The following is a 14,764-nucleotide window of genomic DNA, read 5'->3' on the forward strand; positions in this document are numbered from 1 at the left end:
ACGGCCTTGACCTGACCCCGAACGACCCGAGGCGGGGAACTATCTGGCCGCCGTCGGGGAGAACTATCTGGCCACCAGTGGGGACAACTCCTGGCCGCCAGCGGGGAGAACGAACTGGCCATTGACAGCCATTCCATTCAACTCACCGATCGGACTCGTCGTGAGTCGATGGCTGTCCCGGTTGTGTTCGTGCGAGCGGCCACAAACTTCGAACTCAGCGTCACCACAGCATCAGCCTGGAACCATGACCTCGCGTGACCTGACTGCGGGCATGAAGGAGTGCCGGTGGTGAGCTCGGTGGCTGCATCGCTCCCGGCCGCTAGGCCATTCGGTCGGACGAGGGCAGGCATATACGAGCCGCGGTGCACGGCAGGCGAAGCTAAGTTGAAAGGTTCCTGAATGAAGTTGGCGTCAACGCTGGCTCGATGCCGGATAACACGTGCAGCTATGGGAATTCCAGTGGTGCTCGCCGTGGCGGCATGCGGATCTGGAGCGGTGGAGACGCCGGCATCTCCGCTCGTCGCGGGTGTGCCTGGCCCCTCGGTCACGATGTCGAGTGCGCCGTTGGTCCGAGAGCTTGCCGGCACAGTGACCGACAGCGGGGCTCTAGAGCATTTGCAAGCGTTGCAGAAGATCGCCGACGCGAATGGCGGGAATCGGGCAGTCGGAACCCCCGGCTACAACGCCAGTGTCGACTACGTGGTCGGCGTGCTTCGAGGTGCAGGCTTCGAGGTCAACACTCCGACCTATCAGACATCGGGAGACGACGAAGACGGGTTCGCGCCCGGGACGGACCGCAACGTCCTGGCGCAGACCCGTACTGGCGACCCCGGCCGTGTCGTCATGATCGGAGCTCACCTGGATTCGGTGCCAGAAGGACCCGGCATCGTCGACAACGGGTCCGGCGTGGCAAGCCTGCTCGAGATCGCCACACGGCTCGGTCCCGACCCTTCGGTGCAGAACTCGGTACGGTTCGCGTTCTTCGGCAACGAAGAAGCTGGGGCCCTCGGTTCGACCGGGTACGTCGAGGGCCTGTCCGACGATGACCGCCAGAAAATCCAGATGTACCTGAATGTCGACATGGTGGCATCCCCGAACGCCGGCTACTTCGTCCAAGGTGGAAAAGGTGGCGACTCGGAGATGGCTGGCCCGGATGGCTCAGCCGACATCGCGCAGGTGCTCGTCGCCCAGCTGGCTACTGCCGGCGTGACCGCCCCGGAGATCGTCGAGTTCGTCGGCGACGACGAATCTCCGTTCATCGAGGCCGGAATCCCGGTCGGCGGCGCCGAGAACGGCGACGCTGAAGAGAAGACGGTCGGGCAGGCCAATGCCTGGGGCGGACAAGCTGGCCAACCCTATGACGGGTGCTACCACCAGGCCTGTGACCGCATCGACAACGTCAACCAAGAGGTGCTCAACCACTATCTGCGAGCACTGGCCGGCACCCTCGCCCACTTTGCGACGTCCACCAATGAGCTGCGCTGACCGGACCAGCCGATGCTGCCGGTGAACCTGCCGCGGTAATCGGCTTGGGGGTCTGGCCCGGCTTTGGTTGACTCCTTCCGGTGAGGATGCGTCCTCACTTGGAAGGATGGACATGGTGCTCACGCCGCATCCGAGGAGTTCCGCCGTGACGTCGTCGCGGTAGCTGACCAGGGCGACCAGTCTCGCGCGGTGGCGTGCCGCTTCGGGACCTCGGAGTCCTGCCTCGCCCGTTTATTGAGGATCGCCGACCGCGAGACGGCGTGGCAATCGTTGGCGCGTTTCGCTCGTCAGGCGAGGGCTTCGAGCGCTGTGGCGGCTTGTGTCGCGCCGCCGTAGCCGCTTATTGCGTCGGCCATGTGCTTGGCCTCCGTGGTGAAGCGGCTGTCGCCGAGGATGTCCTTTGCGGCGAGCGCGATCGCATCGCTGTCGACGTCGGGCATCAGCATCTGGCCCGCGCCGAGGTCCTGGACCCGTTCGGCGTTGAAGAACTGGTCTCGGCCGAGCGGGGTGCACAGCAGCGGCACACCGTGGCCGAGGGCGGCCATTGTGGTGCCGAGACCGCCGTGGGTGATCACCAGTGATGCCGACGGGAGGATCTCGGTGTGCGGTACGTACCGCGCTACCTGCGTGTTGGCCGCCGCGGTCACCGACTTCGGATCGATCGACGGTCCGGTCGTCACGATGGCGTTCACCGGCAACTGTCCGACGGCGTCGACGCACCGCTGCAGCAGGTCGGTCTGGCCCTGCTCGCTGGTACTGAGGCTGACCAGGACGAGCGGTGTCGACCCGGCGGGGACGTCGACCTCGTCGGTCTCGCAGCACAGCGGGGGAGCGTCGAGCACGGGTCCGATGCGCAGGACGTTGGCCGCATCCGGCACGTCTGGCTCGAACTCCTTCGGCACCGCGACGATCGCGCATGCGCAGGAGTCGTGGATGTCGCCGAGCGTCTCGACCGCGGGAAGGCCGAGCTTCGCGCGGCGCCGGTTCGCGATCGCCACGCCCGGGGCGAACATCTCCACCAGCGGTCCACCTCGGAAGATCGTGTATGCGGTGTGGAACAACGCGGCGGTCGGGCTGCCGGACGCCAGCGCGACGTCGATCGTGGTGAACAGCATGCAGTCGACCAGCACCGCGTCCGCGGGCTCGCGGTCCAGTTCCTTCGCGAGGTCCGCGGCGATGGTCGAGCTGAAGCACAGCTCGTCGATCAGGAGCCGGATCTCGTCCTCGAAGTCGCCCGGGTCGTCCATCGCGTCCCACAGTTTGCCCTGGTTCAACGCGATGAAGCGGGTGCCCACGTCGCCGCACCGCTGGGCGATGGTGCGGTGCCCCATCAGCCGGACGTCGTGGCCACGCTCGACGAGTGTGCGGGCGATCCCCAGAGTCGGTGCGAGGTTGCCTGCGCCGTCCCAGGTTGCGATCAGGTAGCGACTCATGGGGCACCCCTCCCCGTCATGCGGAACTTGACAGCCTGTAAAGTAGGCTAGGGTTTACAGGGTGTCAAGCAGTGGACGTGCGGAGACGCGGAGCCAGATCCTCGAGGCGGCGCGCGCGATGTTCGAGGAGCTCGGTTACTACGGGGCAGGCCTCGGGGCCGTCGCGAAGAAGGCCGGGGTCTCTCGCCAGGCGATCTACCTGCACTTCCCGTCCAAGGTCGAATTGCTGACCGCTCTGCATCTGCACGTCTTCGACACCGACGTCGTCCCGGCCCTCCGGCGACATCCAGTGACCGATGCGATGACCGCCCTGGAGGTGCTCGACGCGACGATCGCTGCGGACGTCGAGATCGTGGCCAGGGTGTGGCGGATACACGAGTCCCTCACGACGGCCCGACGGCAGCATCCGGAGGTCGATCGGACCCTGCTCCCGCGCGAGGAGGAGCACTACGACGGGCTGCTCGAGGTGGGCCGGCGGCTTGAGCGGGAGGGCGAGTTGCCGCCGACGATGCCGGTCGGGCTGTTCGCGGACATGTTGTGGGGCCTGATGAACATCGGGACCTACCGGAACCTCGTCATTGAACGAGGGTGGTCGCCCGACCAGTACAGGTGCTGGGTCCGCGACACCATCCGGCTGCAGATCAGCGCCGACTCGGCACAGGCTGTTCCCTGACCCGCCACGCCGATCCGACCGACGTTCCCCGTTCCGCGTGCTTCGTTAGCTCGCTGGGCTGTTCCTACAGGCCGGGATGTCGCCCAGGGTGTCCGAGCCGAATCTACAGGCGAGTGCGATCAGCCGGCCCGGGCCGGCCAAGAGTTGCTCGTCGCCCTCGCGAACTACAGCCTCGAAGAACTCCTGGAAGCGGCCTGGTGAGATCAGGGTTGGCAATTGGGCCGGGCTCGTCGCCGAGCCGGCGGGCACAGCAAGCACGGCGGGGTCCATTACCTGTTCCCAGCTGTTGTCGTGGCGCACGGTATCGCTGCTGCGGATGCCGTCAGAGTTCGTGCAGTGCAGTTCCGTTGCCGTTCCCTGTCGTTCCTGCCGTTCCCCCAGGCCGCGACCGACGTCGACGGATTCGTCGCCTACCTGCAGGAGCGCAGGTATCTGGTGGGGTTGCGACGGGCACCGTCGGGGGGTGAGGGAGTCGGCATGCGGCTAAGGAAGGTTTCTCTGTGTCCGACGGTAGTAACGGAAGGTGTCCATCGAAAGCGCCGTGGCCGGCGGCCGGGCCGCCAAACGTGAGGTGGGTATGAGCGGGGTAGCTGATGACGGACCGCATATCTCTTAGTCGACGCAGCGCCTGCGCCGCCGCTTCGGCTACATCGCCCGACGCAATGATCCGAATTTGATACCGGCCGGCGTAGATGCTCTGGGAGGCGAACGCGGCGTCAGCTGCCTCGCTTCGAGTGGCGCCGGCCGGGTAAGAACCTCGGGCGACGATGCGGATAGCGTCCCGTGTTTTCGTCAAGCCTGACAGGTACTCGGCGTAGAGCTTGCTGCGCGACTCGTAGAGCGCCTTCCTACGATCGCGTTTCCACTTCACGCGCTCGTTGACGTTCGTCGCGCCGATGCCAAGGACCACACCGACGGCCGTGCTCACCAGCGTGAACCACTCCATGGGTGAGGAGGGTAGACAGCACTCGACGGTCTCCCAGTTCCGCGCCGACGAGCGAGCGTGCTCAGAGACACCCAACGAGTTCATGCAACGTTAGACCGGGCCTGGCACGGACATGTGGCTCGGTCTGGACTCGGCTCGACCGGCTGGTGAACTACATCCGCGTGGACGCGTCCGGCGTCAACACCGCGTCAACCTGCTCCTGGCAGTCGAAGTTGTGGTTCCGTGACTCCAAGTTCGGCGCGCATCGCTTCGCGTAGGTCGCGACGTGAGCGTTGTGCTGTCTGCCAGCCCTCCTCGAACTCGCGCGGATCACCGATAGCGGCGAGGTCGGCGAGTACCCAAAGGTCGGATGTGCAGCGGTGGGCGGCCTCGCCGACGGCGTTATTACCGGTGATGCGAAGGGTGTGATAGGCCCTGCTGAACCGGGCCGCCTCCTCTGCGGCGTACTCGTCGACGCGAGATGCCCGTCGCCGCCCGCTCGCCGCTTGCGCGGTGTGGGGGAGCGCAGCAGCCGTTTCGGCGGGGCGGCTCCCGGCGTTGGCATTGATCTTCTCGCGAAGGTCGCTGTAGGCGCTGAGGTAGTCGACGAACGTTGTTCGCCGTTCGGTGCGGAGGCGTTCGCTGACGGCGTGGAGGAGTTGGCGTTCGGTAGTTGCACGTTGATGTCGGGCGGCCAGGAGGTTCCCTAGCAGTGCGGCTACGGCGGTGATCACTACACCGGAGAGCGTGCCGACGACAGCGAGCGTAGCGGGGTCCATCGCCTCTTCCCGTCTGTTGCCTTCACGCACGGTATCGGTGATGCGAACCAGGTATTGCCGCCACAGATGACAGAGATTGCCGTGCCCTGAACCGGTGCCGCACCGATGGGAGACGGGGCGGGCAGCCGCGCTGGGGTCCAGGACGAGCACCTTCGACGCCAAAAGCAGATCTTACCGTCCTATAGACAGTGACATCGGTGGTCGCATGGTGGTCGCACGACACCCGGCATCACCCGGGACTGGCCACTATTCGTTGGACACTGCACCCGCCTTGAGCTGCTGAAACAGCAGTCGGGAACACCAGGTGGACGCCGAGGAGTCATCTGGGGGTCAAGGGGTCGCAGGTTCAAATCCTGTCGTCCCGACAGAGTTCTGAAGCCGGTGTCGCGATCTTCGTGGCGCCGGCTTCAGTCGTTCTACCAGCGGTTATGTCGCCGGAGCTGACCGTGGGTCCGGCCACCGATATCTCGGGCAAGATCGTCCTAGATGATCTCTGAAGGCTGCTTGGGACCCAATTTGGGACCAGGCGCTGCTAGACCACGCGGAGCCGTGCACGGTCGGGACCAACGTTCAGGTGCGTGGACAGCAGGTGACCGGCTGCGGTGATCGACTCGTGGTCGGGGTGCAGGTAGCGCTGGGTGGTGGTGAGCGAGCCGTGTCCGGCGATCTTGCGGAGGTGGTGCAGGGGGACGCCGGCGTCGGCCATCCAGGTCAGCCCGGTGTGGCGCAGGTCGTGGCGGCGGAGCCGGTCGAAGCCCAGCGAGGCGACGACGTCGTCCCAGTGGGTGGCGACGCGCAGGATCGCGGTGGAGACCCGCCCGCGGACCGACGAAGAGCCGGCCGTCGGGCCGGGCGGCGGCCAGGGCGAGGCGGCGTTCGATCAACGGCCGGACCTCGGGGATCAGGGGCACGACGCGGGCGCGCTTGCCCTTGGTGCCTTTGTCGACCAGCCCGCCGGGCGAGGTGGTGGTCTGGCGGCGGACGGTCCAGAACCAGCGCTTGGTGTCGATGTCGACTGCGCGGCAGCCGGAGACCTCGCCGATGCGGGCGGCGGTGGCGGCGGCGAACATGACGATGTCGCCCCAGCCGCGGTACTGGTCGGCCGAGCGGGCGACGAGGGCGTCGGCGAGGGTCTGCAGCGCGCTCCAGTCGGGCAGGGCGAGGCTGCGAGGGTCGTCGAGCTCGTCCTCGATGCGTTGGTACTCGTGCTGCCAGCCGCTGATGCGGGCGGGATTGCGATCGACGATGCCGTCGCGCAGCGCCTGTTCCATGATGCGTACGAGCATGGCCAGGGTGTTCTTGACCGTGGAGCGGCTCGCGCCATCGGCGATCCAGCCGGCGACAGCGCGGTCGACCTCTCCGGCTCTGATGAGCCGGGTGGGGAGGTGTCCCAGCGAAGGGACGATCCGGTGGCGCCAGCCAGCCAGATAGGGGACGGTCGTCTTGGGTTCCAGCCCGCGAAGGGCGAGCTCGAGTGCCGATTCGCCGTAGTCCGCGAGGGTTTGGGCGAACCGGTCAGGGTTGAGACCTTGTTCCGCGGCGTCGGTCAGTTCGGTGAGCCAGTCGAGTGCGGTCTGCCGGTCGGCGAAGCTGCGTGACTGGGAGTGGCGTCGACCGGCCTCGTCGTACCAGCGGACGCGAGCACGGTGGCTTGTGACTCGTGGACCGCGGCGTTCCTCGATGTCGGTGTGGAGCACGACCGGCTTCGAAGGATCGACGGGTGGCATCTACGCCGCCGTCGAGGGGTCGGTGCGGCGGGTGCGCAGCCACTGGTCGACATCGGTCGCGCTGTAGATCGTCTTGCGGGCCGAGAGCCGCACAAACGGGGGTCCCTGCAGCGGCTGGGCGGTGCGCCAGCGGCGCAGGGAGGAGGGATCGAGGCCGAGGAGTTCGGCGAGTTCCTCGGTGGAGTACCAGCGCTCGGCCATGGTTGTGTCTCCGCATCGGTGAACGTCGTGAAGCCGTCCGGGCGACGTGCTCCATTGCTCACGCTGCAGAGGCGCCAGTGCCTGCCCCGTTCCCTGCCGTTCCCCCCACGGCGGGTTTGGCAGTTTACCCCGCGCGCTTCGCGCCTTCACGTTCGTCTGCATGACTCAGCTTGGGCACAGTTCCTCGGCCCGAAGTGGCCCGGGCAGCAATCTGTGGATCAGATGGCCATCGGCGTTTGGCTGTGGATCGCGACTCGCCATCGACCGGTGGTCCCGAGTCGTTCCCCCTCGAGCCGGTTCACCACCGTTTCCGCTGCTCGAACGGGCTGTGCCCTGCTGTGCCCCCGGCGGAGCAAGATATGCGGGAAGTGGAACTTCCCGCTGTCGAGGTGGTGCGGAACCGGGGGGTTCCGTTTGTTGTCCACACCGGCGCGTTTCTCGCGCGTGTTGTCCACAGATTCCGATCCTCGGCCCCACGGGCCGGTCATTCCTGCTGCGCTTCGAGCTCGTAGAACGGACGGGCGGAGGGCAGTCGTGGTCGGGGTGGTGGGTTGTGTCGCCGGTTGAGCCGTCGCGGTGGGTGTGGCTACGCGATGGGACTGACCGGCTGTTTCATGCGGTGTCGGTGTGGGAGCTGCCTCCGGAGGAGGACGGGCCGATGGCGGTGTGTGGACGGCGGGTGCAGGTGGTGTCGTTGCTGGACGAGCCGTCTGGCGGCCGGTGCCTGGCGTGTATCGCCGCGACGGGAGGGCAGGCAGGGAGCGGCGGGGAACGGGGTCGGCATCGACGTGGGTGAGGCTCGGGGTCGTGTCGAGCAGCGACCCGGTTCCGACTGGTGCGTCCCATGCGCGGCGGCGAGCTCGGGCCGGGGTGGCGCGTAGCAAGTCGGTGCGGGTGCCGTTGACCTTGGACGAAGCGACGGTCATCGGTGAGGCGGCGGCTCGAGCAGGAATGTCGGTGGGGGCGTGGGTGGGGGACACCGCGGTCGGCCGGGCCCGCATGGAAGCGGTCGGAGACGAACTCGATGAGGTCGGCGGGGCAGGGCTGTGGTCGGGGCGGGAGCTGGTCGCGGCGCTGGTGGCGTTGCGCGCAGAGGTCGCCGCCCTGCGGCGCGTGCCGGTCGTGGAGGTCGATGCCGCTGCGCCTGCGGCCAAGGAGTTGCCCGGCCAGTCTTTCTTCGGCATTCCGGGTTTGTCGGACCGGGCAGCTGTGGTCGAGGTGTTGCGCCGGATCGACGCGGTGACCGCAGCGGTCGTGGAGGCGATGTCGTCTGGTGCGCGGCGTTCCTCACCCGCGGGGCGCTCGGGCCAGTCGTGATCACCAAGGTGGTGCACGGGTGGCGCCCGGCCGGTTTGTTGGCCTACCTGCTCGGCCCAGGCACAGCTGAGGAGCATCGGGCGCCGCGGGTGATCGCCTCGTGGGACGGGCTCGACGCCGCCTGGCAGCCCGCCTCAACGGGGCCGGGGGAGTACGACCTGGCCCTCGGACCATTGATCACCGCGCTGCACGCTCCGGCAGTCGCCGCGGGTTTGCCGACTCGGGCCCGTGTCGAGAACGGCAGGCGCGGGTATGTGTGGCACAAGGACGAGTGTGTCTGTTGCTCGACCTGGTTCTGCTTGTGGTTCCCGCTGCCTGCGCAACCCTCATTTTGCCCGTCGTGCACGCTTTGCTGCTGTGTATCGCCGGGCTGCTTGCGATGCTTTCCAGGGACCCGAAGCGACGCGCTGCGGCTCGGGCACTCGTCCAGGCGTTGCGGTTGCGGAGGCGTGGCGGTGCGTGACCGCCCGTACCTTGTTCGGCGATTCTTGGCAGGAAAGTTGCGGATGCTCAGCATCGCCCGGAGAATCGGTCGTGACTCCTTCAACCTCTCCACCATGGATGGAAGTGCGCAATGGCACAGCAGACGACCGTGAGGTTCATCGACGACATCGATGGCTCGGAAGCGGTCGGGACGGTGACCTTCTCGCTGGACAACCGTGCCTACGAGATCGACCTGTCGGACGAGAACACCGACAAGCTCCACGAGGCCCTGGCTCCCTTCATCGAGCACGGTCGGAAGGCCGGCGGACGTTCCGGTGGGCGAGGCCGCACCCAGGGGCAGGCGCCGATGACCGAGACGCCCGTTCGCTCGAACCGCGAGGAGACGCACGCGATCCGCGAGTGGGCCCGGCAGAACGGTCATGAGGTGAGCGACCGCGGGCGCATCTCGAAGTCGGTGATGGAGGCGTACCAGGCCGCCAACTGAGCCGGTGGCAGCGGTGGTGGCACCTGTGCCCGCCGCTGCCTTCCCGGAGGCTGCGATCACGAACGGCTGCTGCATATGGTCGAATCGTGCCGACCACGGTGAGCGTCTTCTCGAAAACCCAGGTCCCACCCGATCAGATCGCATGGCTTCTGAACCAGTTCGACGCGCTGCAGGGACCCTCCGGGCAGAGCTGGATCATCGACGTCGGCCCTGACGTCACAGATGTCGTTGGTGTGGCAGACGGCACCGACGGCCTCGCCTCGATGCCTCCCGAGCTCGTCGACGCGGCAGCGGAGTGGCTGGGCGGGCCGCCGCAGTACTGACTCGCGCTGACGATCGGCGACTCTAATGCGTTTCAGGGACCTGGCGTGGCGTATCGCCGACGAGTTTGCTCGATGGTGGTAATAGCCGGGTACAGTTCGTCGCCGTCAGCGTCATGGGGCTGTGGTGACCTTGAGGGCTGACCACGATGTGGACATCGAGTACTATAAAGCCGCGGCACAAGCCTTGCCCGTGCTGTCGTTGGCTTTGCAATTGAGAAGCGGAGCGAATACCACGCCGGCACCGACGTGCTGCAGCGCGTGACGATGCTAATTGTCATCGCGTACCTGGTTACAGCATCATTTGTTGCCTTCAGGGTCCTCGCATACAACGATGCTAAGGGTTGGCCGGCGAACTGGATCACGGCAGCATTCGCCGCATCCGTCACGTCGCTTGGACTCTCGTTGCTGAAGCGGCCGCGCGTAGCTAGTCAGGATCACGGTGGCGCAGTAGCCTCCGCCCATGCTGACCAAGCAGGAAGCAACGATCAAACTCACTGTGCCTGCGCACGTCCGCGATACCGCCACGAGCTGGGCACTGAGTGACCTCAACGAAGAGTCGGATGCAGTGCTGGCAGCGCTTGATGAAGAGCTATGCAGTAACGGGCAGCTTCCGGCCTACGTAGCTGGGCTGGTTCCCGATTGATGGACGAGCGCACCTGGAACGAGCGCGTGGCGGCGATCCTCGAGCAGATGCGACGGGAGTGCGCGGCGGACCGGCACGAGGCCGAGGCGAGGATGCGCCAGCTACTCGATATTACGGACGAGTTTATCCGCTGGCAGTGGCAGCAACTGGGAAACGACCGGCCACTTGAATAAGCAGGACGGCCGTCGTCAGAAGCACCGCAAAAAGATCAAAGCCCCGTAACAGCAGACACGCCGTGGCGGGGCTTCGTCATTCACCCGTCCGTAGCGACGCTCCCGGCATGCTGCAGACCGACCGCGCGACCAGAGTCAAACTGTCGTTGCCACCGTACGTCGCGGAGATGCTAACCGGCTGGGCGGTGTTCGAGCTGCAGGTGACGCCGGAGGAAGTCCTGGAGGCCCTGGCCGAGGAGCTATGCGGCAACGAGCAGCTGCGTGCGTTCGTGGCGGGGTTGGTGGCAAACTAGTGGACGAGCTTGAAGGGCGAGAAGACATGGCGGTCCGCCTGAACGCTCTCATCCGGACTACCGCGGTGCAGGCGCAGCAGCTCATCAACGAGTATCAGAACAGCCCCAGTGCGACGGTGGCAGGTCTGGCACATTTAGGTGAGCCGGCGATAGTGACGCTGGAGACGCTCTCGGAGGAGAAGAGGCGGCTCCTAGGTGAGGCTTGAGTGCCATCCTGGTCCTATCGCTAATAACGCCGCCAGGTTGGCGGAGGTAGACTCCACCCGTGACGAAGACCGACGAGGGCGTCAGGCTGACGACTAACTGGCCCCATGGTGGATGATATCGAAGCACGGGGTACTGTCGAAGCTAGACTGAACGCGATCATTCAAACCGCTGCTATTCAGCTGCAGCAGCTAGTCACGGAATACGAGGGACGGCCAGACGCGACGGTATCCGGCGTTGCGTTTATGCGCGAAGAAGCGCACTTGGTGCTGAAGAGGCTGGTGGAAATGAAGGTGCACCTGTTAGACGACTGAACGCTGCACCTAAGACTGTGTAGATCCTGCATCAGCTATAACGCCATCGCATTGCGGACCTTCATGTTACCCGTTTACGTTATGCTTATTGCAGTAAACAAGGATAAGCCATATGGCCGGGACGAAAGAGGGCGCGAAGAGCGCTGCTGCAACGAACAAAGCTAAGTATGGGGCGGACTTCTACGGAAGGATCGGCGCGATCGGCGGCAAGAAGGGCGCACCGGTGGCTTTTTCGCCAACCGCGAGTTGGCCCGTATCGCTGGCGCCAAGGGCTGTCGGGTTCCAGAACACGGTCATACCGCCTGATCAGCGGTTTCAAGCCGCCGCCTCGTACTCGTTGATGAGCCCGCCGAGGATCGGTCGCCGCCGGATCCTGCCGTGAACCGGCTCGGGGACCGGTGATGTCGGGCGCGGCGGGCGCAGCCGCAGTGCCCGATGCGGCCGCTGGGCGTTGTAGTGGGCGGCGTACCCCGGCAAGCACCCGGCGCAGCTGCTGCTCGCCGAAGATCAGCATCCGGTCGGTGATCTCGGTGCGGACGGTCAACACGAAGCGTTCGGCGAAGCAGTTCGCGCGAGGACACCGGGGCGGGATCTTGACTACCTCGATGCCCGCGTCCGCCAGGACCGCGTCGAACGAGGCCGCGAACTGCCCGGCCCGATCGCGGACGAGGAACCGAAACCCGAACGCGGTCGCGGAGTTCGTGATCGGCGCCTACCACCGGCTGTTTCAGAGGTGGGCGCGTTCCGCGACCGGTCGCTGGTCGACCAGCAGTTCCCCTACGTGTTCCTCGACGCCACCTACTGCAAGGGCCGGGTCAACCACCGCGTCGTGTCCCAAGCCGTGGTGATCGCCACCGGGGTGCGCACCGACGGCTGGCGCGAAGTCCTCGGCTTCGCCGTCGGCGACTCGGAGGACGGCGCGTTCTGGACCGCGATCCTGCGCTCGCTCAAGGCGCGTGGGCTCGGTGGGGTGCAGCTGGTCATCTCCGACGCCCATACCGGGCTCAAGCAGGCCATTGCCGCGGTGCTGCTCGGCGCGGCCTGGCAGCGGTCGGGTGCATTTCCTGTGCAACGTCCTGGCGCAGGTTCCGAAAGGCTCTGCGGAGATGGTCGCTGCGGCGATCCGCACGATCTTCGCTCAACCCGACGCCGCGCACGTCCGTGAACAGCTCGGGGTCATCGCCGGGATGCTCGGCCGCCAGTCGACGAAGGTCGAGTCGATGCTGCGTGACGCCGCCGACGACCTCCTCGCGTTCACCAGCTTCCCGCCCGGCATTGGAAGAAGATCTGGTCAACCAACCCGCTGGAACGACTGAACAAGGAGGTCAAACGCCGCACCGACGTCGTCGGGGTATTCCCCAACCCCGAAGCCCTGCTCCGCCTGGCCGGCGCCGTCCTGGTCGAGGCCCACGACGAATGGCAGGCCACCGACCGTCGCTACCTCGGCGAAGCCACCATGGCACTGCCCACGACTCCGACCCCATCTGCGGAAGGAGTGGCCACCCCGGAACTGATGACGGCATGATCTGAACCGCAGAGCCTCACCCTGACCGAGCTACACCACTCTGCGGGACGCGACCCCGCCTGGAGCACCGGCGCCCGGACGAGGTGTAGTGATGACGGGGCCGCTGGAGGCGGTGGCGTGTGCCGTCGCGGGGCGGGGCGGCGGAGATGGCGGCAACGATCCAGCCGCCCGGTGTGATGACCGTGGCGCGGGTGGAGGACGCCCTGGGCACGCTGATGATCATTCGGGTGGTGTCGCCGACGACCCGCAGATTGGCTCCGGGCCCGCTGACCAACCGGCGGGCGTCCCGCGCGTCCTGCTACACCTGCACCTCCTGGCCCACGCCCTGAACATGGGCAGCGCGGATGACCAGGGCGGCGGCGGCGGCGTCCGGCACGGCCACGCCGACCGATTTGTAGAGCGTGATCTGCTCGGGGGAGCTGCGTCCTGGCTTGGTGTTCGCGACGAGTTCGCCGAGCTCGGCGCGGATGTGTTCCGGACCGATGACGCCGTCCCGGATGGGGATCGTCAGGTCGTTGCTGCCAGCCGGGAACGGTGCAAGGGCGGCGTGCCGGGACTCAACGAATACCAGTGCGTCGGCCACCGTCGCATCGTCGACTTCCCGGCCAGATCGGTTGTATCCGACGGACGTGACGTGGACCCCCGGGGTGAGCCAGGCGCGGCGCACGACCGGCTCGACTGCGTGCGTGGTCGCACAGGCGATGTCCGCGCCGTCCAGCGCTTCCTGATACGACGAAGCGGCCTCGACCTCCACGGCGAGGACCGCGGCCAACTCGGCGGCCAGCGCGGCTGCCCTGCTCGGGTCGCGCCCGGCGACTCGGATCCGGCGGATCGGTCGTACCCGGCACATCGCGCGGGCATGCGTTCGCGCCTGGACACCCGTGCCGAGCACGGCCAGGGTCACCGCGTCCTCCCGCCCCAGTAACCGCGCGGACAGCGCCGAGCATGCCCCGGTGCGGATGGCGGTGATCCAGGTCCCATCGAGCAACGCCAGTGGACGACCATTGTCGGGATCAAACGCGACGATCACCCCCTGGTGGGTCGGCAGCGGGCCGCCCGCATTCTGCGGATACAGCGAGACCAGCTTGCTCATCAGCACGCCGGTGGACGGCGCATATCCCGGCATCGCGGCCAGGAACCCATCTCGCTCCGGGACCATCGCCGCGGTCCGATCGGGGACCGACGCGCGCCCGGCGCTGAGGTCGGCCATCGCCGCGGCCAGCGCATCGATCAACGCATCGAGGTCCAGCAGGGACTCGACCTGCGCACGATTGAGGACAAGCACGCCCAGCCCTCCGGCAACGGAGGCACGTCGTCTCGACACGCCGGGCCCGGACCGTACACCCCGCAGATGATCGAATCCTAGTGAGCAGCTTCCAACAATCCTCGCCGACGTAGCCAAACGGGGCGGACCGGTGGTGGCCGCTCCCGCCCCTCCGACCGGTACCGCGCCTTGATCCGCTTCACTACGCCGAGATCCGCGAGCTGGGTTGGTTTGCCAGACCCAGGTGTCGGCGTCAGCGAGGTGGCGGCCAGGTTGCCGAGCCGTGGGGCTGCCGCAGCCGATAATCAGATCCACCGCCAGTCTCAAACCGCTGCAGCATCCTCACCCGCGGCTACCGCCGACGCATTGAGGCGCCACGTGCTCCAGGTTTCCGCTCACCAATCCGGTAGTTCGATCAGGCCTGAGAGCTCGCTCCGCTGGTCGCCAACGCTCTAGCCTGCGAGAACTGGTGCTCCGCGTAGTGCCGCGTAGGAATCGAACCGAACCTATAACCCGCTGATTAAGAGGAGGATCGCTTGCAGCGCTGTGCTGACCTG

The 14,764-nt window shown here is 66.6% G+C and carries 16 protein-coding genes and 1 pseudogene; 12 read left to right on the top strand and 5 right to left on the bottom strand.

Features of this window, described 5'->3' with window-relative positions:
* Positions 1-588: 588 nt before the first annotated feature.
* Complete coding sequence (locus RM445_RS26640; protein ID WP_311559609.1) at positions 589-1,485, top strand: M20/M25/M40 family metallo-hydrolase; 897 nt, start codon at positions 589-591, stop codon at positions 1,483-1,485.
* Positions 1,486-1,772: 287 nt separating this feature from the next.
* On the opposite strand, the gene RM445_RS26645 is transcribed toward RM445_RS26640, so the two are convergent.
* Positions 1,773-2,918, bottom strand: a complete 1,146-nt coding sequence (locus tag RM445_RS26645; RefSeq protein ID WP_311559610.1) for a glycosyltransferase — start codon at positions 2,916-2,918, stop codon at positions 1,773-1,775.
* A 61-nt stretch (positions 2,919-2,979) separates the two neighbouring features.
* Between RM445_RS26645 and RM445_RS26650 the strand changes: the two genes are divergently transcribed.
* Positions 2,980-3,591: a TetR/AcrR family transcriptional regulator gene (locus RM445_RS26650; protein ID WP_311559611.1), complete on the top strand. Its 612-nt coding sequence runs from the start codon at positions 2,980-2,982 to the stop codon at positions 3,589-3,591.
* 1,134 nt (positions 3,592-4,725) lie between these two features.
* Here the strand turns inward: RM445_RS26650 and RM445_RS26655 are convergent.
* Together RM445_RS26655 and RM445_RS26660 are read right to left on the bottom strand one after the other, a co-directional pair.
* Complete coding sequence (locus tag RM445_RS26655) at positions 4,726-5,457, bottom strand: hypothetical protein (RefSeq protein WP_311559612.1); 732 nt, start codon at positions 5,455-5,457, stop codon at positions 4,726-4,728.
* A 370-nt stretch (positions 5,458-5,827) separates the two neighbouring features.
* Positions 5,828-6,097 carry a tyrosine-type recombinase/integrase gene (locus RM445_RS26660; protein ID WP_311559669.1) on the bottom strand — a complete coding sequence of 90 codons (270 nt, stop codon included), beginning with the start codon at positions 6,095-6,097 and terminating at the stop codon, positions 5,828-5,830.
* A 4-nt stretch (positions 6,098-6,101) separates the two neighbouring features.
* Here RM445_RS26660 and RM445_RS26665 point away from each other — a divergent pair, with 4 nt between their 5' ends.
* Entirely contained in the window at positions 6,102-6,893 is a 792-nt protein-coding gene (locus RM445_RS26665; protein WP_311559613.1) for a hypothetical protein, read from the top strand.
* A 129-nt stretch (positions 6,894-7,022) separates the two neighbouring features.
* Here the strand turns inward: RM445_RS26665 and RM445_RS26670 are convergent, their stop codons facing one another.
* Positions 7,023-7,223, bottom strand: a complete 201-nt coding sequence (locus RM445_RS26670) for a helix-turn-helix transcriptional regulator (RefSeq protein ID WP_311559614.1) — start codon at positions 7,221-7,223, stop codon at positions 7,023-7,025.
* Positions 7,224-8,129: 906 nt separating this feature from the next.
* Here RM445_RS26670 and RM445_RS26675 point away from each other — a divergent pair.
* The 9 genes and pseudogenes from RM445_RS26675 to RM445_RS26715 all read left to right on the top strand — a co-directional run bounded on the left by RM445_RS26675 (position 8,130) and on the right by RM445_RS26715 (position 13,272).
* Positions 8,130-8,540 (top strand): hypothetical protein, encoded by a 411-nt coding sequence (locus tag RM445_RS26675; protein WP_311559615.1) that lies wholly within the window; start codon positions 8,130-8,132, stop codon positions 8,538-8,540.
* 574 nt (positions 8,541-9,114) lie between these two features.
* Positions 9,115-9,468: a histone-like nucleoid-structuring protein Lsr2 gene (locus tag RM445_RS26680; RefSeq protein ID WP_311559616.1), complete on the top strand. Its 354-nt coding sequence runs from the start codon at positions 9,115-9,117 to the stop codon at positions 9,466-9,468.
* A gap of 86 nt (positions 9,469-9,554) precedes the next feature.
* Entirely contained in the window at positions 9,555-9,791 is a 237-nt protein-coding gene (locus RM445_RS26685; protein WP_311559617.1) for a hypothetical protein, read from the top strand.
* Positions 9,792-10,251: 460 nt separating this feature from the next.
* The gene (locus tag RM445_RS26690) at positions 10,252-10,434 is read left to right on the top strand and encodes a hypothetical protein (RefSeq protein ID WP_311559618.1); all 183 of its coding nucleotides are present in this window, start codon (positions 10,252-10,254) and stop codon (positions 10,432-10,434) included.
* Positions 10,434-10,607, top strand: coding sequence for a hypothetical protein (locus RM445_RS26695; RefSeq protein WP_311559619.1), 174 nt, complete (start codon positions 10,434-10,436; stop codon positions 10,605-10,607). The genes RM445_RS26690 and RM445_RS26695 overlap by 1 nt, the downstream gene beginning before the upstream one ends.
* A 107-nt stretch (positions 10,608-10,714) precedes the next feature.
* Complete coding sequence (locus RM445_RS26700) at positions 10,715-10,900, top strand: hypothetical protein (protein ID WP_311559620.1); 186 nt, start codon at positions 10,715-10,717, stop codon at positions 10,898-10,900.
* A 630-nt stretch (positions 10,901-11,530) separates the two neighbouring features.
* Positions 11,531-11,800, top strand: a complete 270-nt coding sequence (locus tag RM445_RS26705) for a hypothetical protein (protein WP_311559621.1) — start codon at positions 11,531-11,533, stop codon at positions 11,798-11,800.
* Between the two features lie 345 nt (positions 11,801-12,145).
* Positions 12,146-12,943, top strand: a pseudogene (locus RM445_RS26710) (IS256 family transposase); the annotation flags it as partial.
* 146 nt (positions 12,944-13,089) lie between these two features.
* Positions 13,090-13,272: a hypothetical protein gene (locus RM445_RS26715; protein WP_311559622.1), complete on the top strand. Its 183-nt coding sequence runs from the start codon at positions 13,090-13,092 to the stop codon at positions 13,270-13,272.
* On the opposite strand, the gene RM445_RS26720 is transcribed toward RM445_RS26715, so the two are convergent.
* Positions 13,242-14,228, bottom strand: coding sequence for an ornithine cyclodeaminase family protein (locus RM445_RS26720; RefSeq protein WP_311559623.1), 987 nt, complete (start codon positions 14,226-14,228; stop codon positions 13,242-13,244). The two genes, RM445_RS26715 and RM445_RS26720, sit on opposite strands and share 31 nt — an antisense overlap.
* Positions 14,229-14,764 lie beyond the last annotated feature (536 nt).

This window comes from Pseudonocardia charpentierae (assembly GCF_031845345.1).
Lineage (GTDB): Bacteria > Actinomycetota > Actinomycetes > Mycobacteriales > Pseudonocardiaceae > Pseudonocardia > Pseudonocardia charpentierae.

Bases quoted from the DNA above. Each gene is read 5' to 3' on its own strand.
- RM445_RS26645 (WP_311559610.1), bottom strand. From the start codon at position 2,918: ATGAGTCGCTACCTGATCGCAACCTGGGACGGCGCAGGCAACCTCGCA.
- RM445_RS26670 (WP_311559614.1), bottom strand. From the start codon at position 7,223: ATGGCCGAGCGCTGGTACTCCACCGAGGAACTCGCCGAACTCCTCGGC.
- RM445_RS26680 (WP_311559616.1), top strand. From the start codon at position 9,115: ATGGCACAGCAGACGACCGTGAGGTTCATCGACGACATCGATGGCTCG.
- RM445_RS26690 (WP_311559618.1), top strand. From the start codon at position 10,252: ATGCTGACCAAGCAGGAAGCAACGATCAAACTCACTGTGCCTGCGCAC.
- RM445_RS26695 (WP_311559619.1), top strand. From the start codon at position 10,434: ATGGACGAGCGCACCTGGAACGAGCGCGTGGCGGCGATCCTCGAGCAG.
- RM445_RS26700 (WP_311559620.1), top strand. From the start codon at position 10,715: ATGCTGCAGACCGACCGCGCGACCAGAGTCAAACTGTCGTTGCCACCG.
- RM445_RS26705 (WP_311559621.1), top strand. From the start codon at position 11,531: ATGGCCGGGACGAAAGAGGGCGCGAAGAGCGCTGCTGCAACGAACAAA.
- RM445_RS26715 (WP_311559622.1), top strand. From the start codon at position 13,090: ATGGCGGCAACGATCCAGCCGCCCGGTGTGATGACCGTGGCGCGGGTG.